Source organism: Methylobacterium aerolatum, from assembly GCF_022179085.1.
GTDB classification, from domain to species: domain Bacteria; phylum Pseudomonadota; class Alphaproteobacteria; order Rhizobiales; family Beijerinckiaceae; genus Methylobacterium; species Methylobacterium aerolatum.
This window is the reverse complement of record NZ_BPQE01000026.1, coordinates 40399-60816: the sequence shown is the minus strand read 5'-3', so window position 1 is coordinate 60816 and position 20418 is coordinate 40399. Positions and strand designations below refer to the sequence as shown.

Here is a 20418-nt window from a genome sequence, read left to right as displayed (position 1 = left end):
CGACGGTCAGGGAGCATCATGTCACGGTTGGCCGACAAGGTTTGCATCGTCACCGGAGCCGCGCGGGGCATCGGCTTCGCGATCGCGGCCCGCTTCCACGCGGAGGGCGCCCGCGTGGTGGCCACCGACCGCGACACGGCGGCGGGAACGGCGGCGGCGGCCGCGATCGGTTGCCGCTTCGAGACGGTGGACGTCGCCGAGGAGGCCGACTGGCACCGCTTGGCGCGCCTCGTTCCGCAGGCCGACGTCGTGGTCAACAACGCCGGTGTCACAGGTTTCGAGGACGGTCCGGTCGCACACGATCCGGAACGCGCGGCGCTGGAGGATTGGCGGGCGGTCCACCGGATCAACCTCGACGGCACCTTCCTCGGGTGCCGCTACGCCATCGGCGCGATGAAGGCACGCGGCGCGGGCTCGATCATCAACCTCTCGTCGCGCTCGGGGCTCGTGGGCATTCCCCTCGCAGCCGCCTACGCCTCGTCCAAGGCGGCGATCCGCAACCACACCAAGTCGGTGGCGCTCTACTGCGCGCAACAGGGCTGGGCGATCCGCTGCAACTCGATCCATCCGGCCGCCATCCTGACACCGATCTGGGAGCCGATGCTGGGCAGCGATCCCGGGCGGTCGGACCGGATGGCCGCCCTGGTCGCCGACACGCCCCTGAAGCGGTTCGGCCTGCCCGAGGAGGTCGCGGCGACGGCCGTGCTGCTCGCCTCCGACGAGGCGACCTACATTACCGGCACCGAGATCACCATCGACGGTGGCCTGCTCGCGGGCTCCGCGGCAACGCCCTGATAGCGAGTCGCCGGCCCCCCCGCCGTCCCCCGGTCAGGCGATCCGCACCCGCGCGGGGCCCGCCGCCGTGCGCCCGATGAGGGCGGCCTGGGCGAAGCCGGCCTCGCGGATCCGCGCCAGGATCCCCCCGGCGGCCTCCGCCTCACAGGAGACGAGCAACCCGCCCGAGGTCTGCGGATCGGTGAGCAGGTGGCGCCGCCAATCGGGAAACCCCTCCGGCAGGTCCACGGCCTCGCCGAAGGCCGCCCAGTTGCGGTGCGAGGCGCCCGTCACCGCCCCGTCCCGGACGAGGGCCTCGGCCGCCGGGAGCAGCGGCAGGGCGTCGGCGGCGATCTCCAGGGTCAGGCCAGCGCCCCGGGCCAGTTCGAGCCCGTGGCCGAGCACGCCGAAGCCGGTGACGTCGGTCATCGCGTGCACGGCGGGGTCCCGCGCGAGGTCCGGTCCGATGCGGTTCAGCCGCGTCGTCGTCGCGATGAAGTCGGCGTAGCCGCCCTCCGGCAGGATTTCGCGCTTGATCGCCGCCGAGTAGACGCCGACGCCGAGCGGCTTCGTCAGGATCAGCGCGTCGCCCGGCCGCGCGTCGGCGTTGCGGCGCACCTCCCCGCGGCGGCAGGTGCCGATGACGGCGAGGCCGTAGATCGGCTCGGGTGTGTCGATGGAGTGGCCGCCCGCCACGGGGATTCCGGCCTCGGCGCAGAGGCTCGCCCCGCCCTTCAGGATCTCGGCGACCGTCTCCGGCGCGATCCTGCCCACGGGCATCCCGAGGATGGCGAGGGCCAGGAGGGGGCGGCCACCCATCGCGTAGACGTCGGAGATGGCGTTGGTGGCGGCGATACGGCCGAAATCGAAGGCGTCGTCCACCATCGGCGTGAAGAAGTCGGTGGTGGCGATGAGGCAGGTGCCGTCCTCCAGCTCCCAGACCGCCGCGTCGTCGGCCGTCTCGTTGCCGACGAGCAGCCGCTCGAAGGGCCCCGCGGCCGGCTGGTCTGCCAGGAGCCGGCGCAGCACGGCCGGATCGAGCTTGCAGCCGCAGCCGCCGCCATGGGCGAGGGTGCTGAGGCGGACGGGGGCGTCGGACATCGGGCTCCTCCGGAGGGGTCGCGCGGGGGACGGAAGGCCGACCCGCCGTTGGGCCGCGAAACGCCGCAGTGACGGGGACCCTGCACCCTGTACCATCGTCGGATTCCGGCCGGGAGGGGGTCCCGCACCGGAATGCCCCGGAGACGGCGCCCCTGAACGTTGGGGGCCGGGCCGGACACCGGGTTGCCAGCCGGGCGAGAATCGCGACTGTGCCGGCACGGACGAAGGTCGATGAGGGGAGTGGTTTCAGCGATGCGAGCTTGGCTTTTGCGTCTCGCGACGGTCTCCGTCCTCTGGGGGGCCGCCGTGTCCGGTCCCGCCGCCGCGCAGGCCCCGTCGAAGCCCTTCGTCTTCACCGGCATCCCCGACCAGGACGAGAGCCGCCTCGTCGAGCGGTTCGGCAAGGTCGCGACCTATCTGGAGGGCAAGCTCGGCGTGCCGGTACGCTACATCCCGGTGAAGAACTATCCGGCCGCCGTCACCGCCTTCACCAATGGGCAAGTGCAACTCGCGTGGTTCGGGGGCTTCACCGGCGTGCAGGCCCGCAGGGCCGTGCCGGGCTCCCAAGCCATCGCCCAGGGCGCGGAGGACGCGGCCTTCAAGACCTACTTCATCGCCAACGCCGCGACGGGTCTCCAGAAAAGCGCCGACTTCCCCAAGGCTATCGCCGGCAAGACCTTCACCTTCGGTTCGCGGGCCTCGACCTCGGGGCGCCTGATGCCCGAGTTCTTCATCCGCCAGGCCTTCCCGGGCCAGACGCCCGAGCAGGTCTTTGAGCGGGTCGGCTTCTCGGGCGACCACAGCCGCACCATCCAGCTCGTCCAGTCCGGCGCCTTCGCGGTGGGCGCCGTCGACTACTCGGTCTGGGATCTCGATTCCAAGGCCGGCAAGGTCGACGGCAAGTCCGTCTCGGTGATCTGGGAAAGCCCGACCTTCCCCGACTACCAGTGGACCGTGCGCGGCGACGTGGACGCGACCTACGGTGCAGGCTTCACCGAGAAGCTGAAGGCCGCCCTGATCGGCATCACCGATCCGGCCATCCTCGAACCCTTCGGCCGTACGAAGTTCACCCCGGTGACGAACGCGGCCTACGAGCCGCTCGTCGAGGTCGGACGCTCCACCGGCCTCCTGGATTGAACCGGCCCATGGCCGAGCCCGCGATCCGCCTCGCGAACGCCTCGGCCGCCTATGGCGGACGGGCGGTGCTGGACGGCATCGACCTCGTGGTCCATCCGGGCGAGCGGGTCGCCGTGATGGGCCGCTCCGGCGCGGGCAAGTCCACCCTGATCGGGCTGATCCAGGCGCAGATCCCCGAGCGCGTCGCGTTGGTGCCGCAGGCGGCGGCCCTCGTCCGAACCCTCTCGGTGTTCCACAACGTCTACATGGGACGCCTCGACCGGAACCGGACGTCCCACAACCTGCGCACCCTCGTCTGGCCGGCGCGGGCCGACCTCGACGCGGTGCGGGCCGTCCTCGCCCGGGTCGGCCTCGCCGACCGGCTGCGCGACAGGGCCGGCGCCCTGTCCGGCGGGCAGCAGCAGCGCGTCTCGGTGGCCCGCGCCCTCTACAACGGCCGCCCGGTCCTGCTCGCCGACGAGCCGGTCTCCGCCCTCGACCGGGTGCAGGGCGGCCTCGTCCTCACCGAACTGGCGCGCACCCACGAGACCCTGGTGATGGCGCTGCACGACGTCTCCCTGGCGCTCAGTCATGCCAGCCGCATCGTGGTGGTCGAGGCGGGCCGGATCGCCCTCGACGCCCCCTCCGCCGGGCTCGATGCCGCCGCCCTGCGCCGCTACTTCGTGGACGAGGAGGCCTTCGCATGAGGCTCCACGTCCTGCCCGGCATCCTGCCCGCACCCCGCTGGCCGAGGCCCGGCTACGCCGCGGTCAGCCGCTGGTTCGCGATCCTCGGCCTCGCGGCGCTCCTCGCGGCGGACCTGCACGTCACCAGCCTGCACCCCTGGTCGGATCTGGAGCGGTTGCTCGGGGGCCTCGTGCGGCCGGACTTCCTCGCCGTCGAGGGGGCGAGCATCCTCTACACCGTGGCCTTCGCCGTCCTCGGCGTCGGCCTCGGGGCGGGGGCGGGCTTCCTGCTCGCCATCCCCTATGCCCGGTTCCGCGCGGTGCGGATCGCCTGCGCCTTCCTGCGGGCCGTGCACGAGCTGTTCTGGGCTCTCCTGCTGATGCAGGTCTTCGGCCTGTCGGCGACCACCGGCATCCTGGCCATCGCGCTGCCCTATGCCGGCATCTGCGCCAAGGTCTATGCCGAGATCATCGAGGAGGCCGACCTCTCCGCCCTCCGGGTGCTGCCCGCGGGCAGCGATCCGGTTTCGGCCTTCGCCTATGCCCGCCTGCCGGAGGTGCTGGCCTCGATCCGCGCCTACACCTTCTACCGCCTCGAATGCGGGATGCGCTCGACCCTGGTGCTCGGGTTCATCGGCCTGCCGACCATCGGCTTCTACCTCGAATCGGCCTTCCGCCAGGGGCGCTACGGCGAGGCCGGAGCCCTGATGCTGGTCTTCTACGCCCTGATCGGCACGCGGCGGCTTTGGGTGAGGGGCTGGACGCTGCCGCTCCTCGTCCTCGGCGCGATCCTCGCCCTGCCGCCGATGGTGGGCAGCACGGATGTCGGCGCGAGCCTCGCGCGGTTCCTCGGGCACGACATCGTTCCCGCTCCCCTGCGCCATGCGTCGCTGCTGGCGCCCGACACCTGGCTCGAGACTTGGGCGGCCCTCTGGGCGTGGTTCCGGCCGATCCTCACCGGCCAGATCCTGCCCGGCACCCTCCAGACCCTGGTGCTCGCCCAGGTGGCGCTGGTGGCCACCGCGATCGGGGCGCTCGTGCTCTTCCCGCTGACCGCGCGCCACTTCGCGGGACCCGTGGCGCGGCCCTTCGGCCGGGTGCTGCTGGTGACGGTGCGCTCGACGCCGGAATACATGCTGGCCTACGTCGCCCTGCAACTCCTCGGCCCCTCCATGCTGCCGGCGATCCTGGCGCTGTCGATCCACAATGCCGGCATCATCGGCTACCTCATGGGCCGCCACGCCGACGGCCTGACCTACCGGCCGGACGCGCCGCGGGGCCTGAACCTCTACGCCTACGAGACGGTGCCCCGGCTCTACGGGCAGTTCCTGGCCTACCTGCTCTACCGCTGGGAGATCATCCTGCGCGAGAGCGCCATCTTCGGCATCCTCGGCGTCGCGACCCTCGGCTTCTACGTGGACGCCGCCATCGCGGAGTTGCGCCTCGACGTCGCCGCCGTGCTGATCCTCGCCACCGCGCTCGTGGCCATCGCCGTCGATGCGGCGTCGCGGGCGCTGCGGCGCAGCCTGCGGATCGCCGACCTGCCGGTGCGCCTCGCCAGCACCGACACCCCCCGCTCATCCGCGCCCGTCACGGCCTGACGGTCACGCCAGGGCGACCGCGCACGGTCGGCACCCCACGATCGGCCGACGGCCGGTCCCGGCTACGCCGGCGTTGCGCCGAAAAAGTCAAAAAAATCAGGAAGATGGTCTATCTGGCGGAGGGAGCGTCCGCCTATCGGATCAAAATTAACATTATTTGGCATGATGATAGCTCAAAGGACTGAAGCTCTACCCACGTTTTCACCCGCATCTAATGCACGAATGCAGGGGTACGAGGGCGAACGGTGGGGAATGATGCCGCCCTCGCCGGATGCGCAAGCGGTGTTGGTGAGGCCCGGCCGGGCTCGGCTAAATCTGAGCGCTACACAGGTTTTGACCGTGCGAGCAGCCGGGCCGTGATATCAGCAGCGAAGCGGAAGCTTCGGCATCGCCGGCACGCCGCTCTCCGTCACGGCGGCAGGCATCATCCCGCTGGCAATCAAGGCCCGCTCGCCCCGCAGCGCGTAGTAGGTGGCCCTGCGGAAGTCGGCCGTGGCGCGACGGACGCGGCGCAGGTTCCACCACGCGGCGAGGGAGATGAATGGAGCGATCAGATGCATGGGATCACTCCTCCGTGCTCGCTCCCGAGGTTGATACAGCGTTGTCCACGGCTAGCTGAGGCATTCCCAACAGGAGGAGATTGCCCGTGTTCAGCCACATGATGGTCGGCACCAACGACATGGCCCGGTCGAAGGTCTTCTATGACGCCCTGTTCGCCGCGATGGGCGGTAAGGCGGGCAAGGAGGACGCGGCGGGGCGGCTCGTTTACCTGCACCGTGGAGCGATGTTCCTCGTCACCAAGCCGATTGACGGTCAGCCCGCGAACCCAGGGAATGGGTGGACCCTCGGCTTCAACGTGGAGTCGCCGGAGGAAGCCGACGCTTGGCATAAGGCTGGAGTGGCGAACGGCGGTACTGCCATTGAGGACCCGCCGGGCGAGCGCAACGGCGCTGCCGGTCGTCTCTACCTCGCCTACTTGCGCGATCCCGACGGCAACAAGCTCTGCGCTCTGCATAAGCTCGGCTAAGGCCAAACGGCAGGCGGTGCGGCGGGAGCGGTCGGTCATAGCCATGCCGAGCCCTCCCGCCAATTGCATCCCACGGTGCTCAACACGAGAGCGGCGCGGGTCGAGGGGAACGACACCCCGTCGCCCATCATCCGCCCTTCGCTGTCGGGTCGGAACTCACCGTGAGAACGATGCCAACGATAGGCACTGCCTAGGGCGCAGTTCGGGCCGAAGCGCGTCGGGTTGCCCGCCTCCATCTCGCGGACGAGGCAACTGCGCTCGAACATGAGCCAGTCGTGATACTCGCGAAGGAGACGAGGCGTGACCGGCTCGGCAACAGCCGAAGGGGCGCCGATGAGAGTCACGCCGCCGCCGATGAGTGGCAAGGTGGTGAGGCCGCGAAGGAAGCCGCGACGGGATGCGGGGTCGTTCATGCGCCCCTCCCAAAGCTACCGGCATGGAAAGCGCCACCGCCCATGACGATGGGCTGCGCCGCGTGCTCATCATCGAACTGCGCGTCGTGCGGTTCGTCCTGCACGTCGCCGCCGGACGGATCGTCCTCTTCGATGTCGCAGTCGCCGTCGAGCAGGTCGAGCAGGGCGATGTCGGCCTCGATCCGCTCAGCGATCCGGCGGCGCAGGTCGCGGATGCGCTGCCGGTCGGGATCGGGCGTGCCGTCGAAATTATTCCGAGCGGGAATGTTTTGATCAGCGCCCCGCATCGCTCGGATGGCCTGCGTGACCGGTCCAATCTGTGGTGAAGGCAAGCGCGGGCGTTCACCGCCGCGAACGGGCGGTGTAAGGTGGTGGATAGCCATGACTGTGATGCCCTTCCAGTTCGTGGTCAGGGCCGGGAAGGAAGTTACAGCTTCCCCTCGGCCCGCTTTTCTGATACCCAGGAAATCATGTGGATGTCAATTACTGATACCCAGAAAAAGCGCGGGCGCCCGGCAACCGGCGTCACGCCGCATCAGGGCATCAGAATGCCGGCCGAGCTGCTGGCAGCTGTCGAGGAATGGCGCGACGATCAGGTCGAACCAAAACCCTCGCGGGCCGAGGCGATCCGACAAATCCTATCTGAGCATCTTAAAGTGAAGGGCTACCTGAAATAGAGCAGTCGCATGAAGCTCATTCTCCAACCAAAAGAGTTATCTAGTTGGAGCCGGGCTTGCATTTAACTAACTTATCCATGTCAATATCTTTGGGTAGACCATGCAATCAATGGACATAGTACAAGTAAATGCCTTGATCCAAGCGTCTTCGATCAATCCTGAAGATACGAAGTGGAGCCAAACTCCTCAGCTTGTCGCTTTTGCCGCGATTGCCGTATATTATGGAAAATTGACAAATTGGCAGCCAACAGAGAAGATTTCGAGTGAAACCAAGGAAAAACTTGCGAAGTTAGCTCGGGCGCTGAATATTGAAAAAGTTGCCTATCAGACTTTTATCGTTCACTTGCGCCGGATGGTCAGAAAATTCTGCGATGATTTCTCTGATCATGAGGAATTTCGAGAGGTTATAAATGCTGATACTGAAATTAATGCTTTGAACGGTATGCTAAATATTATGAAAAATCTTAACATTTTTACAGCCGGTCACATGCGTACTTGGGCTGGCTCTGAGGGGATTGAAGGTCTGCAACTCAAGAAACATCGTAACGAAGATCGTGCTTGGTAAATATGTTTAAGGGGCAAAAGGATAGTCGCATGCGTCCATTCGTAGACGTCCTCATCCTCGCCCCCGTCGTCGTCGCCATGCTGGCAGGACCGGCAATGGCGCAACCGTCGCCCCAGCAGCTTCTGAAGGCTTGGGACGAGGCGAGCTTCAATTGCAGTGGCAGCACTCAGAATGAGCAGTGGCGCTCCGATGAATGCGCCCGCGCAGCAGCCCTGCGGGCGCATCTGAACGACTCAGGATGGTGCTACGGTAAGAAGGGCGAGGCGCAGTACCAGAAGAAATGGCACCGCTGCGGCGCCGCCTCGCTCATACCCAATGACCTTATCACGAGCCCGACCGCCTACTAATCACACGACCGCCGATTGAGCGTTGGCCAGCGCCAATCTGAGCATCGGTCGAACACCGCGCTGAACTAACGGATCGCGGTCTGCACATCCCTTCGCTTCACTGACAGGCTACCAGTCCGCTGACGGCCTTCGCGGCATCCGCAAGATCGGCCGGGTCGAGTTTCGCACCAACTGTCGTTCCGGGTGAGACGGATACGCCATTGCTCTCAAGGAACGATGCCAAAATCGCTCCCTTGATCGCAAAGTTAATATTCTGCGGAAAGTCGCCAGAGGCGATGGCAACCTTGAGCACGTTGAGTTTGGACTGAACTACGCCGGTCACATTGCCAAAACTATCTAAAACAGGACCACCCGAGTTGCCCGACTGCACGGGTGCGGAAATCTGATAGAAGCGTGAGTCATCATTGATGCCGGCCAAGGCGGTGACGTTGCCAAGGGTGAAGTTGCCTGTGTTGGCCAGCATGTCGAGATGCGGATAGCCGAAAGTCGCTATACCTTCCCCGAGTCGAGCGCTTAGGCGCAGCGGCGCGAATTTGTGGCCTGCACCACCTGTCACCTGCAGAAGAGCGAGATCATTGGCAGCATCGGTCGCCTTGATGCCAGCCTTTCGGATTTGGCCATCCGGTGTCTTCACTACGACCGTGTCGCATTTTTCGACGACATGGCTGTTTGTGATGAAGCGCCCCTGAGCATCGACAAAGAACCCGCTTCCCGTGGAGATCTTGTCCTCTGGCTTGGACTGAGCGACCGGCGGTGGCGCCGCTGGGGTAGGCGGCGGTGCAAGAACTTTCGGAGCCGGAGGTATCGTCCCTGGATCAGGACGATTGAGCGGTAGGGTATCTGGAACTGACGCCACACGCGCTGGCGTCTCTTCCATAAAGCCCGGCGGCTCAACGAATGGCCGACCATTCATCACCGAGCCGAGGGAGGCCGACATTAGAACGGCGATACGCTCTCCACTGACCACGCCGGCGGAATTATCCCAAAACGCTACGAAGCCAAGAATGCCACTCCCATCTTGATGGTATCTTAGATAGCGGTCCTCGCCCGTTGCCGACGTCGCTGATACAACGAACCAGCCATCCTTGATGACCGAGTAATGGACGTGAGTGCCGTCCCTCTTCATTCTTTCAAGTGTATCGGAGTACACAAATTCAGCACTTACTCCTGGAAAATAATTGTATGAAACACGGAAGCGGCCCTGTGCATCTTTGTAGCTCAGGCCATTCTTGTTTGGGTATGACCGAAGGCCCATGCCTTGCGGTATCCAAATTTGCCGGCCACGTTCCGGGTGGGCAATTTGACGAAAGTCCCACATATTGAACATAGGCCGAGCTACGGCGAACAATCGATCCGACGTTGCCTTATTCATACTGCCGCTTGGAACAAGACCGTTGGTTATCTGAAATTCACGAATTGCATTGAAGGTGTGAAGCGTGAAACGTTCCGTTGGAACGGCATTTTGCTGACCGGCGCCAATCAGGAGGACCTGAGCGATTACTCTCTCTCGAAGATCGAGGGACGAATTAAAATAATCCTCTGCTGGATAAAATGCCGGCGGCTTCGGTGCGGCATATGCTGGCGTTGCTGCGAGGGCCACGGCCAATAGGATCGCCCCACGTCGCATTCGCCGACTCCATCATCAATTCAGACACATCCTCGCCATAAAATTGCAACTTGCAATAGTTGGCCCGAGGCGAGATCGCTTAGTGGTTACTCGGGAAGGGGCAAATGGCGGGTGGCTCAAACTGACCAACCGTCTTAGCGGATTGCCGTTTGCACGTTGCGCAGGCTCATGTCGTTCACCGTGCCCACGGATCGCGCCACCGCCGCGCCGGTTGCCTGCGGGTCGGCGGCCCCGTTCACCGTGACGTTGACGTTCGAGTTCATCGTAGCGGAGCGGCTGTTGTCGTTGCTGTTCGATACTGAGCCCATCGGCTGAGAGCGCAGCGCATCATCCACCCGGAACGTTCCCGGCGACATCACACCCGATGAGGGCTGCATGTTGGGGGTTGCAGCGGCAGGTGCATTCCCGGCGGTACCGCCCGCGCCGAGAAACGCTCGAACCCGCGCTGCCTCGGATGCCCGCATTCTAGCGACATGCTGCCCGATGGTGCCGTTGCCGTCGTTCTTGTTCTGCGAGGCATAGGGATTGCCGCCGTTGATGGTCGCATAGAGTTGGTTGAGGCCCATGCCGGGCTTAAACCCGCGTGACTTCAGAAAGCGCACCACGGCGGGCATCTGCTCAGCAAAAGTCTGCTTATCGTTCGCGCCGTGATCTCGACGTTCGTTGGGCCCGAACTGGATCAGGCCCATGTAGTTGCCGCCTTTGCCGCCCCATACGTTGGGCCGGAACTTGCTCTCGTAGCTGATAACGGTAGCGAGGTCTTCAGGGCTCGTCCCAAGTTCCTTCGCTGCCTGCCGGAGCACGTCGGCGTTCTTGCCGTCAAACTTGTACTCGGTTTTGTCTACCTTAGAGCCGAACCCTAGCCCGCGCTTCACCGCGTTCCACCCGCGCTGAATGACGCCCGGTTCGGATTTTGAACCAGACGTATCGCCCGCGTCGTTGGTTGCCGCCTGCGCCCCTGGCACGATGGCGTCCAGCAGCTTCTCACGGAAGTAGCCGGGGTTGATCGCCCCGATAATTTTCCCGATGGGGCTATTGCGGACGTACTCGAAGAGCCTGACGAACTGATCGTAAAGCAGGCCGATCCAGCGAACCAACTCCTTCAACGCAGCCAGAGGCTTGTCGAAGTAGGCGACGATGGCGCTGACGTTCTCTTCGCTTGTGAGGTGCTTCAGTAGGCCAGACAGCGCCGTCGTGACGGACTCAATGGCGGGCAGGAACAGGGACACCAGCTTGTCCCGCAGCACCTCAACAACGCCGCTCCACTCACCGAGCGCGCGGCTGATCGCGGTGGAGGCTCGCGCCATCTCCCCGCCGTTGACGCCGAATGTGCGCCGGAGGTCCTTGTACTGCTTTTCAAACTGCGCGATCTCCTTCCGATAGCGGATCCAGTGATCCACATCATCAGGGGACATGCCAAGTTCAGCGGCAACCCGTTGAGAGGTGTACTGCGGGTGCCGCTTGGTGATCGCGTCTAGCGCGTTCGACAGGACCTCGGAACCGTCGCCTTGGGTGCTGACACCGTAGCTGCGAATGATACCATCTACGCCGGGGTTGGCGCGGCGAGCCTTGGCGAAGTTCTCTAGCGCTTGGACCGCCGCCTCGGCCGACGAACCCGTCTGCGAGAAGGCGTAGCCGATGGCCTTGATGTTGTTGACGGACGCGCCCGTGCGGCCTGAGATGTAGGCCAGCCGGTCGAACTCACCGATGCCGTTCTTGACGGCGGTGGTGACGGCTGCGAGGGCGCCGACAGCTAGGGTGGCGAAGCCCGCGACGGCGACGCCGACCATGCGCAGGTTGGCTGCCACTTCCGCCGCCCGAAGCGTCTGCCCCGCGACACGCGCCTTGTCGGCGGCATCCCGCTCCTTGGCCGCCTTGTCGTTGGCGATCAGTTGCTTCTCTACACTGGTGATAAGTGTCGAGGTTTTCTTGTAGCTGCTCTCGTCAACCTTGAACCCAACGGAGAGTAAAAACTCCTTCAACACTTCTTGCGACATGGGCGAGACCTCGCGCTATCGAATGACGTAGGTGATCGAGCGCAAAAGCTGCCCGGTATCGAAGAGTGGCTTCAGGTCCGGTCCGGTGCGCCGGTTCTTCCTGCGGTGCAGCCGAGCGTAGACGGTGCGGTCGGCCAGTGGGGGTGAGAGCCCCGCCGTGATCTGACCCTGGATGATGGACACGGCCTTGAGGCCAGCGCGGTTCAGTCCATCGGTGAGCGCGGCTTTGCCTGCCGACACGTCCCCCTGGACGGCCGCGAGTGCGATGCCCTTGGCCAGGGCCTTCGCTAGTTCGTCCACGATCATCGGCTCGGCCGCTTCCATGCCGGGCATCAGGAAGGGCCGGGCCGGGATGTTGGCCTCGGGCGCGCCGTACTCATGGATGTAGGCGAGCGTCGCGTTGTTCATGGCGCTATCGGTCCGAGCGACCTTCGACGCTGGGATGCCGATCAGCAGCCGTTGGCGGACCGCAAACTTGCGAACCTTATCAACGTTCTGCATGGACTCCCTGGGCAGGCGCGGCTTAGCCATCAGGCGACGCTTTCTGGTGCGTCGGAAGATGTGTCTCCGGTAAGTGCTGCGATCCGAGACTTCGCGATCTCAAGAGTCGCCTGCGCAAGCCGAATGTAGAGAGACGCGACGTTGGCCTCATGCTCGGTGTTGCCCTCCGGCCAAGGGCCAGTTGCAATACCCATATCCGGCGCACCGGGCGCACGGATCGCGATCACCCATTCACTCGGAGCCGACGGCCAATCGATCTTGCCGAGCACAACGCGGAGAGCGCCGGGCGCCGCATACTCTTTGACAGTCAGAAAGCTGCCAGCCGGTACGGTGGCGGTCTTCAATGCTACAATGTTGCTCATGGCGCCCCTCGTCGGGATGCCCCCGGCACGTCGGCGCCGGGGGCTTTGTCGGGAGGACGCCGGCTCTCATGCAGTGGAGCCTCGTCGTCTGCTGGCGGTTACTTGGTGAGCGCCACTTGCCAGCTTGGCGCCGCGCGGGGTGAAGCCCGAGAAGGCCCCGCGCGCTAGCTTCGCGGCCGGACCCCGCCCTGTCAGGCAATCCGGTGATCGCGCTGCGTCAGGCGGCCGAGCGCGGTGATGACTCGGCGAACACGTCCTCCGGCATGGGGAGGCGGGCATCGGGATCGGAGGCGAGACGGTCTCGCGCGGCCTGCCAAGGGCAAGGCGGTAGTGTCGGAAGGCCCCGAACAACATGATGATCGATCATTGAATTGCCCCCGCTGAGGAAGCTGACCGTCAGTGCGCCGTCGATGGCGCGATCAAGCATTCGCAATCGCGTCTTCAGCTTGGCGTACTCGGCGACCACTGCCGCTGTGGCAGGTTCGGCAATGATGACGGCGCCCGCAGCATTCTCAACCCAGCCGACCGCCATGCTGTGCGCGCTTTCCAGCAGCCGAAGGTCGCTCTCGATCACCCGCTCCTGCTCGCGCAGGCGGGCGACCTCGGCGTTCACCTTCTCAAGCTCGGCCTCCATCGCCTCGACGGGAGTGGCCTCCGGCGGCTGCTCCCCGCTCAAGAGGGCGTCCAGACGTTCGGTGTAACTCGTCGGGGCGCGGCGCTGATGCTTCAGATCGTCTTCCAGAGCGAACCGCCGCGACCAAAGCGGCTGATACTTGTCCATGTGAGCCGCCTTCTCGGCGCTCTTGGCCTGGACGAGTGCGGCCCGGCGGTCGCGCTCAAGAATGGCGTCGGCCAGCTTCTGCCGCTCGGGCGTGCGGGCCGGGGGGATGAGGGTGAGGGATGCCTTCGCCACGGCTCAGTGCTTCCTGAGTCGGGACATGTTCGGGAATGCCTTCTCGGACGCCGCGACCTCAGTCTCGGTCATCCGATGGGGCTTGGTGCGCGGCTTGACCGATCCAGTGGGGACGGCGCCGATATCGGACGGATCGCTCAGCCGGAACATGTCGGGGTGCAGGCCGAGAATGATGTCGCGATCCGCCACGATAGCCTGCGCAGCGCGCTTTCGCTGAACCCGGTAGCCTCGCGCTTGGCAGTCCATCGCCAGTTTGGCCCGGCGCTTGATTGCAGCATCGGCAGCGATCTCTTTCGCCGGAACCTGTTTCGCCAGCATCTCCTCCAAGGTCATCAGATCCTCGTCAGGGATCTTGCCCATGCAGAATTCGAGGAGGTTTTCCATGGTCTCAGGGGTCATCGATCTATTCCTTCGATTTAACGGCTCAGTTGGTCCACGGGACAAAGTTCACCGCCGGCACGTCGCTCGGCTTCTCGGTGATGGGGTAGAGTTCGATCACGCCGCCGTCGGCGGGGTTGCCCGTGACGCGGGACGCCGCCGCCCAGGCCGGAGTCATCAGGTCGGAGGGGCTGACGATCAGGAATGAGCGCGTGTCGCCCGCGATGCCGGTGTAGGCAGCGGCGTTGACGCGACGGCCACGGCGGCCATCGGCCGTGAGGGCGGCGACATCGTAGAGGCAGACGCGATAGGCCATCAGAGCGTGCTCCCGTAGCGATAGCGGTGTCGGTTGCGGCCAGGGCCGGGACTTTTGAAGAATGCGGCGGCCTCAGCGGTGATGATGAGAGGTTTCGGGCCGCTGCCGACGAGCACCACGGCGCCCGCCGCCGCGTTCGCCACGTCGTCGTGCGCGCCCTTCACCTGCGGATGGTCGATGATGTCCCGGCCCGTCCCGCGCGTGGTGCGCCGCTCCAATGAGACGATCTGCGCCTCAAGTTTCGGCGCCTCGATCAGCCGGGCGCTCTGCGAATTCAGGATTGGTAGGAATGCCGCGTAAATCTCGGTCTTGCTCTTGTCCGAGATCTCGTAGGTGATGCCGTGCTTGGCGAACTGCTCGCGCGGCCACTCGCCGGCGTACTTGTCGCCCGTGACCTTCCGGATCCCATAGGTTTTCAGCGTCTCGGCAAACCGCTCCACCACCAGCGCGGGCGATGTCCCGACTGTCTCCTCGCGGATCGCGTCGAGGAAGGTCAGATCCTTCTCCCGGTGTGCAATGCCGAGCGTCATGCTGTCGGCGCCGCCACCGGCCGGGTCCACGAAGGCGACGTAGCGTGTGCCTTCAACCGGAGGCCGCTCGCGAACCCCCGCGTCCATGCACGCCTGAACCGCCTCCAAGGTGATGAAGGCTTCCACGTCCCGCCGGAACTCAGCGCCATACTCCGCCGCCGCCGCCGCCGGATCGCGGGTATAGGCCCGCTTCACCACCGCAGGGTCGAGGCTCGGGTTCATCGTCTGCGACGGGGCGCGGAGCACCAGCACCACCGGGTCGCCGTTCGGCCCGAAGTCCCGCTGATGGGTCCGGTAGAGTTCACCCTTGCGCGCGTAGGGGCTCGACAGGACGCAGAGAGGGCCGCCCGTCGTCGCCATCCCCGGCCTCACCGCGTCGAGGATCAGCGTGTCGGGATTGGCGCTGTTCTCAAGGCTCCAGAACGCCACCTCATCGCAGAGGCACCCAATTAGCGTCTCGCCCCGGATCGTCTTGTAGTTCGCTGGCCGAACCTCAATGTCCACGCCCGCGCGCAGCCGGATCGTGTCGGCGGTCGGCTCGCCGTCCACCATGTCCCGCATCTCGGCCGAGTACTCGAACACGCCGCGCATGTACGAGAAGATCTTGGCGGCCTGGACCGTGGTCGCGGCCATGATCGGCAGCTTGAACCGCTCTCCGATGCCCTGAATGGCGCTGTAGTCCACCAGCCCGGCGAGGTAGGCGCCAAGCACGGAGAAAGCGCGGGACTTGCCGCCGCGACGGCCGACGATGCCCCAAAGCTCGTCAACGGGATGCTCCGGCTCGCGCTCGCGGCCGGTAAGCGCGGTGAAGATCGCCCGCTCGTCGTCGGTCAGCTCCTCGCCCCTGGACGCGATCAGGATGGCTCGCCACGGCGCCCAGGTTTCGCCCGGCAGGATCTCCGCGAAGATCGCGGGATCGGCCAGGGCCTCGCGCATGGTGCAGAGGGGGCGGCAGGCCGGGTTCATGCCGGGCGACCCTTGGCGTAGCGCTCGCGGACGCTCTGACGCTCGGGGGCCTTCACCGGCCCCATGCGTCGAAGCTGGCGGTCGGCCCGGTCGCACAACTGGCCGTAGGTCTCAGGATCAATGGCGCGCCCTGCGGCCCGCTCAGCCTCCATAAGCTCGCGTTCGACCACCAATTGCGCGTAAGCCCGAATTGCCTGTCTGCGGCCAACGTCGAGACTTTCAGCGCCGCCCCGCTCCGCCTCCAAGGTTCGAACCAGATCCTTGAAGCGTCGCCCGGCAGCGGATCGGCCATCCACCCGGCCGAGATGCATCCGGGTGCCATTGCTCAAGGCCGACTGAACCCGAGGGGAGCGAGTGGAACCGCGCACGGCCAGCGTCGAGCCCTGCCGCCCATCGGGCCGGTCGGTCGTCGTGGTGTGTGCGCCGTAGGCCATTGCCTGCCATCCTGCCGCGCTGAGCCGCCGAAAACGGCACGCACTCGAACGCTTCGGTAACTAATATAGCACAAGCTATAATATTTTCCATAGCTTTGGTAGGCGGCTCTCGGAGACTTGCGTCTGCGGCGATGCCGAACAGGACAACACGCCCGCGAAGCCTGACGCGAGTAGGGTGGAGCCGCAGACGGATTAGTCGCTGAAGCTGGACGCCAAGCCGAAGCAGTAAGCGTCACACGGGGACACCATTCTCGCCGTGTCCTTGGCAGACGACATTTTGACCGCCAGCGTGAAACCGTGGCCACGCCTCGGGCGTAGCGGGCGCCATGACCAGGCTACCCGACCGCTACAACCCCGTCCTCGATGTCGTCGCCTCGGCGCTCGGCGTGCCGGTCGAGCACTTCTTTGAGGATGCCGCTGTCCTTCCCGATGAAAGCGCCGTAGCCCTACTCAGAGCCTGGGCGGCCATCAGTGACGCACAGGCCCAACGGCGTGTCCTAAGCTTCGCCCAGCATGAGGCAGACAAGGCCGCCGGGCATGAGGGCGTCTCAGACCCGACGACGGTGGTTCCGCTAAGGTCGGGCGGTCCCTGAAGCATTCGCTCTACCATACGTGGCTCAACCGGGTCAGAAACGCCCCCAATCGTGGGCGAGAACGTGGGTAGCGTGACGGCTGCAATCTCAAGGCATTGCCGTTGCGGTGCTTTTCGGCCTCGATAGCGGACGACCTATCCGCCATTCGGTTTTCGGAACGATGCGGGTCGGTCAGCGGCGGCGCCAACGATGGCGGTCGGCTGTTTTATTCAGGCCACTGGCGCGGGCGAGCGGCGCCCAACAGCCCCTATATCGCCAGCGTCTCAAGGTGATGGGGTGCTGCGATGGGCAACGGTCTGATCGGTGAGCTTGTGGTTCTGGCCCTCGTCGTCAGCGCCCTCGTTGCGGGGTTCATCTACGTGCGGAGGCTCAAGGACCCCTGAGGAACGTGCTGCGCCACCTCGAAAAGGTGGAGCGCCGCAAAGTGGCGCAGTGGAGCGGAAAGGATCTTTGCGCCACTGCGCCACTTGCGCCACCCCCTTATAGGGGTGGCAAGTGGTGGTGGCGCAGATCCCGGCCATTTCAGGTGCCATCCGAGGTGGAGCAAGCGAGAGTGCCAACCTCGATGAAAGTGCGGACCTTTCGGCCCTCGTCTTGGCCCTCAACTGTCACGAACATGCCGTTGGCGATCCACGTCTTGAGCAGTCGGCCGATGCGCTGCCGGTCGGTCTTGCTGTCGGGATCGAGGCGAAGAGCCTTGGCGATTGGGTAGCCGATCCATTGAGGCGACTGCGGGCTTTGCCGCCACGGGCCACCGGCCATGACTTCGGTCTGCGCGGCCACCAGATCGCGGACTTCGATGCCCTCGAAGGCGTCGGGCCACTGCCACGACTCTACGACGCCGACGCTATCGCCGAAGTCGAGATTGCCGGGGCCTCGGTTGCCGAGATCGACGGAGGTGAGGTGAAACCAAGTGGAGGCGTCGCTGCTCGGCGGCGCGAGGTTGCCCTTGCCCCGATCCACCCGGAAGTAGGTGCCGCGCATTTCCACTCCGGCTCTCTCCGCTTCCTCCTTCGTCATGGGATTGAGCACGCGGGCGGCGCGGGCCTTGGACAGAAGGGCGACGGCACCGCGCGCATCTTCGGCTGTCACCTCCTGGCCACCGGTCTTCCGGGAGTGATGCACAAGTTCGATGGCGGCTCCGGTGCTATCCGCGATCTGCGCCCAGGCGGTCGCCACGGCATTGATGGCGCCGTTGTCGTTCTCGTTGACCGCGTGGCAGCTCACGAACGGGTCGATCACCACCACGTCGATCATGTTGCCGATGATGGTCGCGCGGATGGCCTCGACCACCGGCACCGCGACGACTGTGCCGGTCCGTTCCTGTCGGGCGATGACGATCTCGGTGTCGCGGCCCGAATTGACGAAGAGCCGGCCGCCAATGTCCTTCTCAGTGATGCCGTAGCGCATGGCCGTGGCGATGACCCGACGCTGCAACTCGTCTTCCGGGTCCTCCCCGTTCCACAGCCAGACGCGATAGGTGCCGTGGGGTTCGTGTCCGATCAGATTGCGGCCAGTGACGAGCGACAGCGCCTCCGCGATGCTGAGGGAGGATTTGCCGACGCCGCCGGGGCTGACGGTGGTCGAGATGAACTTGCGGATCATGTGCCGCCCGAGCACCCACTCGCGGCGGGGAAGCTTGGTCGGATCGATCCACTCGAACCGTTGCGCGCGGATGGGGCGCGCCACTGGCGCACCCTCCTGTTGTCCGTACTCCGGCCATCGGCCGTCGTCGGCGCCGCCTAGCGGCGGAAGGGTGTCCAGGCGTTCGTAATGCTGCATCAGACCCCCCTTCCTGGTCCGATGTCTTCGGTGCGGGTGCGGAGCATCGCGGCGGCACGGGACCGCTCGACCTCCGCGCCTGCCGCTTGCATCGCCCTCAGGTATGCGACGGTGCAGCGGGTGGCGTAGTCGAGGCCCGGCAGAAACCGGATCTCGGCGTACTGCCGCATGACGGTGGCGTGCGCGATCACGCCGCCGGCCATCTCAGCGAGGAAGTCGCAGGCATTCTCAACGGTGCCGTAGGGAGCAGGTTCGTTCATGCGGCCTCTCCCTTCGCGATGGTGTCGGCGCCGTAGCGGGCGAGCAGGGCGGCGTCGGCTCGGTTGTGGTCCTTGCGGCGCTCAAAGCGTTCGCCGCTGACGGGAAAGAGCCGGATTGCCAGTGCTCGCGCGGCCTCCTCACCGCCAGCTGTCTTGCCCGGCAATCGGAAGTGACGCTTCCAAAGCTGCGCCGAGACGAGGTGGGTAGGAATGCCCGCTGCCTCAATGGCAGCGCGAGTCTGCCCATAGGCCATGCCGAGCTTGAACGACGCGATGGAGCCGTTCTTCGGCATCGCATGAACCTGCTCAACGATGGCCAGCGTCGGCCCCATCTGAGCGATCCGGCGCCGCAGCAGGCCAGTATCGATCTCGCCGCCCGCCGTCGGGGCATCTTCGACGGCAACACGATCCGGCGCCGAAGGAAAATACCAAGCTAGGGCGCCAGTCAGACCGCAATCGACGCCGAGGATGCAGATCTCGGGAGGCTTGCTCATGCCCGGCCTCCCTGCCTGTAGGATGTCGTCAGTTCGGCCAGCCGAGCGCCATAAGTCTCCGCCGCGACCTTCCCGAGATCCAGCGCCATCTCAAGCGTGCCGCCGTTCACGTGAACCGTGTCTGCGATGGCAAGTACGTGGTCATAGATGGCTTTGTCGGCGAGCGCCTGTGCCTCCTCCAGGGACCAGCCCGGTTCGGTCTGGACCTTGAAGAACACGGTTTCGGCGTTGTCGCGGGCGAGCGCGGTGATCAGCTCGATGAGCATGCCAAATCCGTCTGGCACGTAGTCGAGACCTTCAAGGCGTTGTGTGAAGTGGTCGGCGATGCGCTGAACGTTATCGGTGCTCATGCATGACCTCCCTGGTTGTGAAAGGCCGCAATGAGCAGGCTGATAGCCTCGCTAAAGTCCCGACCTGGGTAGATCAGATCCCAAGCCTTCTTGCACTCGGAAGCGTAGCGAACCTCAGTCTTCGCATCCGCTCGACCAACGTCTTGCATCGCTCCGATAAGACCCTGCGCCATGAAGTGCGGGGCAATCGTCACGATGCCGTCTGACGTTGCGACCGTGCGGATGTCGTCCTTCCATTCCGAGGAACGAAGCTTGCGCTGGAAGTCGCGGCGAAGGTCGCGCGGCAGATCAAGACAATGCTGAAGGTCTTCGGGCGCGTGCCAGGGCAGGTGAGGGCCCGGCAAAGGCGCCATGAAGAACCGCAACGGCTTGTTGTTGAGGGTGCCCGTGTAGGATGGGACGAGGATTGCGCTCATCGCTGCGCCCTCCATGAGTCGAGGACGGGATAGACAAGCTCGGCCAAAAGCGCCGCCGTCGCAGGGGCGACGCCGAAGCGGCTAGTAAATCTATGGACGGCGAGGGAGTGAGGCGCTATATCGGAAGGGTCGATGCGATACGACAATTCCGAAGCCCGCTGGCGTGCCACCGCCGTGCGGGCTTCACCTTTT

27 protein-coding genes are annotated in these 20418 nt (G+C 65.2%); 10 read left to right on the top strand and 17 right to left on the bottom strand.

Annotated features, from left to right (window positions below):
• Nucleotides 1–18 precede the first annotated feature (18 nt).
• A complete protein-coding gene (locus MFF06_RS17675) occupies nucleotides 19–795 on the top strand; it encodes an SDR family oxidoreductase (protein WP_238206349.1) in 777 nt (258 codons plus the stop codon).
• 33 nt (nucleotides 796–828) lie between these two features.
• Here MFF06_RS17675 and selD read toward each other — a convergent pair whose 3' ends face one another.
• Nucleotides 829–1875 (bottom strand): selenide, water dikinase SelD, encoded by a 1047-nt coding sequence (gene selD / locus MFF06_RS17670; protein WP_238206341.1) that lies wholly within the window; start codon nucleotides 1873–1875, stop codon nucleotides 829–831.
• Nucleotides 1876–2127: 252 nt separating this feature from the next.
• On the opposite strand from selD, the gene MFF06_RS17665 reads away from it, so the two are divergent.
• Genes MFF06_RS17665 through MFF06_RS17655 form a run of 3 tightly spaced genes read left to right on the top strand, consistent with a single transcriptional unit; the run spans nucleotide 2128 to nucleotide 5278 of the window.
• Complete coding sequence (locus MFF06_RS17665; protein WP_238206340.1) at nucleotides 2128–3012, top strand: putative selenate ABC transporter substrate-binding protein; 885 nt, start codon at nucleotides 2128–2130, stop codon at nucleotides 3010–3012.
• Between the two features lie 8 nt (nucleotides 3013–3020).
• Nucleotides 3021–3698, top strand: a complete 678-nt coding sequence (locus MFF06_RS17660; protein WP_238206338.1) for an ATP-binding cassette domain-containing protein — start codon at nucleotides 3021–3023, stop codon at nucleotides 3696–3698.
• Nucleotides 3695–5278: a PhnE/PtxC family ABC transporter permease gene (locus MFF06_RS17655; RefSeq protein WP_238206336.1), complete on the top strand. Its 1584-nt coding sequence runs from the start codon at nucleotides 3695–3697 to the stop codon at nucleotides 5276–5278. Before MFF06_RS17660 ends, MFF06_RS17655 begins: the two co-directional genes overlap by 4 nt.
• Nucleotides 5279–5640: 362 nt before the next feature.
• Here the strand turns inward: MFF06_RS17655 and MFF06_RS17650 are convergent, their stop codons facing one another.
• Nucleotides 5641–5838 carry a hypothetical protein gene (locus MFF06_RS17650; RefSeq protein WP_238206334.1) on the bottom strand — a complete coding sequence of 66 codons (198 nt, stop codon included), beginning with the start codon at nucleotides 5836–5838 and terminating at the stop codon, nucleotides 5641–5643.
• An 86-nt stretch (nucleotides 5839–5924) separates the two neighbouring features.
• On the opposite strand from MFF06_RS17650, the gene MFF06_RS17645 reads away from it, so the two are divergent.
• Nucleotides 5925–6305, top strand: a complete 381-nt coding sequence (locus MFF06_RS17645; protein WP_238206332.1) for a VOC family protein — start codon at nucleotides 5925–5927, stop codon at nucleotides 6303–6305.
• A gap of 35 nt (nucleotides 6306–6340) precedes the next feature.
• On the opposite strand, the gene MFF06_RS17640 is transcribed toward MFF06_RS17645, so the two are convergent.
• Nucleotides 6341–6718, bottom strand: coding sequence for a hypothetical protein (locus MFF06_RS17640; protein ID WP_238206330.1), 378 nt, complete (start codon nucleotides 6716–6718; stop codon nucleotides 6341–6343).
• A gap of 23 nt (nucleotides 6719–6741) precedes the next feature.
• Here MFF06_RS17640 and MFF06_RS17635 point away from each other — a divergent pair, with 23 nt between their 5' ends.
• From MFF06_RS17635 to MFF06_RS17620, 4 genes are all read left to right on the top strand, one after another.
• Nucleotides 6742–7044 (top strand): hypothetical protein, encoded by a 303-nt coding sequence (locus MFF06_RS17635; RefSeq protein WP_238206328.1) that lies wholly within the window; start codon nucleotides 6742–6744, stop codon nucleotides 7042–7044.
• Between the two features lie 45 nt (nucleotides 7045–7089).
• Complete coding sequence (locus tag MFF06_RS17630) at nucleotides 7090–7395, top strand: hypothetical protein (RefSeq protein WP_238206326.1); 306 nt, start codon at nucleotides 7090–7092, stop codon at nucleotides 7393–7395.
• 100 nt (nucleotides 7396–7495) lie between these two features.
• Nucleotides 7496–7960 (top strand): hypothetical protein, encoded by a 465-nt coding sequence (locus MFF06_RS17625; protein WP_238206324.1) that lies wholly within the window; start codon nucleotides 7496–7498, stop codon nucleotides 7958–7960.
• Nucleotides 7961–7989: 29 nt separating this feature from the next.
• Complete coding sequence (locus tag MFF06_RS17620; protein ID WP_238206322.1) at nucleotides 7990–8307, top strand: hypothetical protein; 318 nt, start codon at nucleotides 7990–7992, stop codon at nucleotides 8305–8307.
• 97 nt (nucleotides 8308–8404) lie between these two features.
• On the opposite strand, the gene MFF06_RS17615 is transcribed toward MFF06_RS17620, so the two are convergent.
• The 9 genes from MFF06_RS17615 to MFF06_RS17575 all read right to left on the bottom strand — a co-directional run bounded on the left by MFF06_RS17615 (nucleotide 8405) and on the right by MFF06_RS17575 (nucleotide 16331).
• Nucleotides 8405–9907 carry a serine protease gene (locus MFF06_RS17615; protein ID WP_238206320.1) on the bottom strand — a complete coding sequence of 501 codons (1503 nt, stop codon included), beginning with the start codon at nucleotides 9905–9907 and terminating at the stop codon, nucleotides 8405–8407.
• A 161-nt stretch (nucleotides 9908–10068) separates the two neighbouring features.
• Nucleotides 10069–11931, bottom strand: coding sequence for a hypothetical protein (locus tag MFF06_RS17610; RefSeq protein WP_238206318.1), 1863 nt, complete (start codon nucleotides 11929–11931; stop codon nucleotides 10069–10071).
• 15 nt (nucleotides 11932–11946) lie between these two features.
• Nucleotides 11947–12432: a hypothetical protein gene (locus MFF06_RS17605; protein WP_238206316.1), complete on the bottom strand. Its 486-nt coding sequence runs from the start codon at nucleotides 12430–12432 to the stop codon at nucleotides 11947–11949.
• Between the two features lie 29 nt (nucleotides 12433–12461).
• Nucleotides 12462–12794, bottom strand: coding sequence for a hypothetical protein (locus tag MFF06_RS17600; protein WP_238206314.1), 333 nt, complete (start codon nucleotides 12792–12794; stop codon nucleotides 12462–12464).
• Nucleotides 12795–13011: 217 nt separating this feature from the next.
• The gene (locus tag MFF06_RS17595; protein ID WP_238206312.1) at nucleotides 13012–13707 is read right to left on the bottom strand and encodes a hypothetical protein; all 696 of its coding nucleotides are present in this window, start codon (nucleotides 13705–13707) and stop codon (nucleotides 13012–13014) included.
• Nucleotides 13708–13710: 3 nt separating this feature from the next.
• The gene (locus tag MFF06_RS17590) at nucleotides 13711–14106 is read right to left on the bottom strand and encodes a hypothetical protein (protein WP_238206310.1); all 396 of its coding nucleotides are present in this window, start codon (nucleotides 14104–14106) and stop codon (nucleotides 13711–13713) included.
• A gap of 25 nt (nucleotides 14107–14131) precedes the next feature.
• Complete coding sequence (locus MFF06_RS17585) at nucleotides 14132–14401, bottom strand: hypothetical protein (RefSeq protein WP_238206308.1); 270 nt, start codon at nucleotides 14399–14401, stop codon at nucleotides 14132–14134.
• Nucleotides 14401–15897: a hypothetical protein gene (locus MFF06_RS17580; protein WP_238206306.1), complete on the bottom strand. Its 1497-nt coding sequence runs from the start codon at nucleotides 15895–15897 to the stop codon at nucleotides 14401–14403. The genes MFF06_RS17585 and MFF06_RS17580 overlap by 1 nt, the downstream gene beginning before the upstream one ends.
• On the bottom strand, nucleotides 15894–16331 hold the full coding sequence (locus MFF06_RS17575) for a hypothetical protein (protein ID WP_238206304.1): 438 nt from the start codon (nucleotides 16329–16331) through the stop codon (nucleotides 15894–15896). The genes MFF06_RS17580 and MFF06_RS17575 overlap by 4 nt, the downstream gene beginning before the upstream one ends.
• A 326-nt stretch (nucleotides 16332–16657) precedes the next feature.
• On the opposite strand from MFF06_RS17575, the gene MFF06_RS17570 reads away from it, so the two are divergent.
• Nucleotides 16658–16924, top strand: a complete 267-nt coding sequence (locus MFF06_RS17570; RefSeq protein ID WP_238206302.1) for a hypothetical protein — start codon at nucleotides 16658–16660, stop codon at nucleotides 16922–16924.
• A gap of 522 nt (nucleotides 16925–17446) precedes the next feature.
• On the opposite strand, the gene MFF06_RS17565 is transcribed toward MFF06_RS17570, so the two are convergent.
• From MFF06_RS17565 to MFF06_RS17545, 5 genes are read right to left on the bottom strand one after another with little or no spacing between them, the layout of a single operon-like run.
• Nucleotides 17447–18706 carry an AAA family ATPase gene (locus MFF06_RS17565; protein ID WP_238206300.1) on the bottom strand — a complete coding sequence of 420 codons (1260 nt, stop codon included), beginning with the start codon at nucleotides 18704–18706 and terminating at the stop codon, nucleotides 17447–17449.
• A complete protein-coding gene (locus MFF06_RS17560) occupies nucleotides 18706–18966 on the bottom strand; it encodes a hypothetical protein (RefSeq protein WP_238206298.1) in 261 nt (86 codons plus the stop codon). Before MFF06_RS17560 ends, MFF06_RS17565 begins: the two co-directional genes overlap by 1 nt.
• On the bottom strand, nucleotides 18963–19460 hold the full coding sequence (locus MFF06_RS17555) for a RuvC family protein (RefSeq protein WP_238206296.1): 498 nt from the start codon (nucleotides 19458–19460) through the stop codon (nucleotides 18963–18965). The genes MFF06_RS17560 and MFF06_RS17555 overlap by 4 nt, the downstream gene beginning before the upstream one ends.
• Nucleotides 19457–19810, bottom strand: coding sequence for a hypothetical protein (locus MFF06_RS17550; RefSeq protein WP_238206294.1), 354 nt, complete (start codon nucleotides 19808–19810; stop codon nucleotides 19457–19459). The genes MFF06_RS17555 and MFF06_RS17550 overlap by 4 nt, the downstream gene beginning before the upstream one ends.
• On the bottom strand, nucleotides 19807–20226 hold the full coding sequence (locus MFF06_RS17545; protein WP_238206292.1) for a hypothetical protein: 420 nt from the start codon (nucleotides 20224–20226) through the stop codon (nucleotides 19807–19809). The genes MFF06_RS17550 and MFF06_RS17545 overlap by 4 nt, the downstream gene beginning before the upstream one ends.
• Nucleotides 20227–20418 lie beyond the last annotated feature (192 nt).